General features: G+C 63.5%; 1 protein-coding gene and 2 pseudogenes. All 3 read left to right on the top strand.

All coding sequences use genetic code 11. The features are described from left to right. Positions 1-265 (top strand): annotated as a pseudogene (locus tag AC1DT3_RS20980) (nitrilotriacetate monooxygenase); the annotation flags it as partial. A 13-nt stretch (positions 266-278) separates the two neighbouring features. After that, positions 279-1,139, top strand: a complete 861-nt coding sequence (locus AC1DT3_RS20975; protein WP_477467127.1) for a sulfurtransferase — start codon at positions 279-281, stop codon at positions 1,137-1,139. A 33-nt stretch (positions 1,140-1,172) separates the two neighbouring features. Continuing rightward, positions 1,173-1,440: pseudogene (locus AC1DT3_RS20970) on the top strand (hypothetical protein); the annotation flags it as partial.

Genomic DNA, 1,440 nt, shown 5'->3' with positions numbered 1-1,440 from the left:
GATCGTGGGCGACGCCAAGGCCATAGCCGATCGTTTTGAGGAATGGTTCCAGGAACGCGCCGCTGACGGATTCATTCTGTTCCCACCCTACCTGCCCGGCACGGCCGAACTCTTTGTCGAGCTCGTCATTCCCGAGCTTCAGCGCCGCGGTCTCTTCCGGACGGAATATGAAGGGCACACTTTCCGCGATCATTTCGGATTGACGAAGCCGCGCAACGTCTTCGAACGGGACCGCCGAACCGGCAACGTCCATCAAGCTGCGTGACGGGAAGAAGGCCATGAGTGGAACGATACCGAACGACCCGCGCTCCGCGATTTTGATCCAGGCAGATGAACTTGCGACGCTCCTGAATGGAGGCGCCGACGTGGTGCTCCTCGATATCCGGTTCAGACCTGATCGTCCCGACGGGCGACCGGCCTATCTGGCCGGGCATATTCCCGGCGCGGTTTATGTGGATCTACCGTCGGAGCTTGCGGGCGAGCAGAGAGGCTTCAGCGGGCGACGTCCCCTCCCCGCCATTGGCGATTTGGAGCTGAACGCTCGTCGCTGGGGAATTCGATCGGGGGCAACCGTGATCGTCTACGACGACAATCGGGGTCTTCAGGCCGCGCGGGCTTGGTGGGTCCTTCGTTGGGCGGGCATTGCCGATGTGCGCTTGCTCGATGGAGGCTTGGACGCATGGACGGCCAATGGCGGGGAACTGACCGACGCCGTCCCGCTCTCGACAGCTGGCGATGTCGTTCTCTCGTCGGGGCATCTACCCGTTCTCGACGCGGACGGAGCCGCCGACCTCGCACGCACCTCAATACTGCTCGACGCTCGCGGGCGGGATGCCTATCTGGGCGCGAGCGGGAAAGCTGAAGGTCACATCCCCGGCGCGCTGAGCGTCCCGACCTCGGAAAACCTGACTGAGACCGGTCGCGTGGCAAGCCCGGAGCACCTCCGGGCAAGATTTGCGAAACTTGGGATCGACGGTTCGAGACCCCTGGGCGCGTATTGTGGCGGCGGCGTCGCAGCGGCGCATGAGATCCTGGTTCTCGCCACACTCGGACTTTCCGCATCCCTGTTCCCGGGCTCCTGGTCGGCCTGGAGCTCTGATCCTTCGCGGCCCGTCGCAACCGGAGCGGCGCCCGGCTGAGGCCGCGCAATCAAGATCAATCGGGAGTTTACGTTGTCGATCATTGCATCATCCGCATCCGCGCTTGCACCGCAGGAACAGCAAAACGTCAATGCAGCGAAAGTGCGTTCACCGGCTCGACGATGGCGGCTCGCACGCGACCGGCTCATTACGCTCTTTGTCATTCTTGCGACTTGGGAGCTCATCGGCCGTTTCGCCGCCGATCCGATCTGGGTCAGCCGACCATCCCTGATCGCCGAACGCCTCTGGGCGCTCGGGATTAGCGGCGAACTCTGGCGCAACACGCAGCGCACACTGGTCG

This window comes from Microvirga sp. P4_G7 (assembly GCF_056401005.1).
Note: the sequence above shows the minus strand (reverse complement) of the source record. Positions and strands in the feature narration are given on the sequence as shown.

What these genes read in the sequence shown, in the direction of transcription:
- AC1DT3_RS20975 (WP_477467127.1), top strand. Translation starts at nt 279, where the DNA reads ATGAGTGGAACGATACCGAACGACCCGCGCTCCGCGATTTTGATCCAG.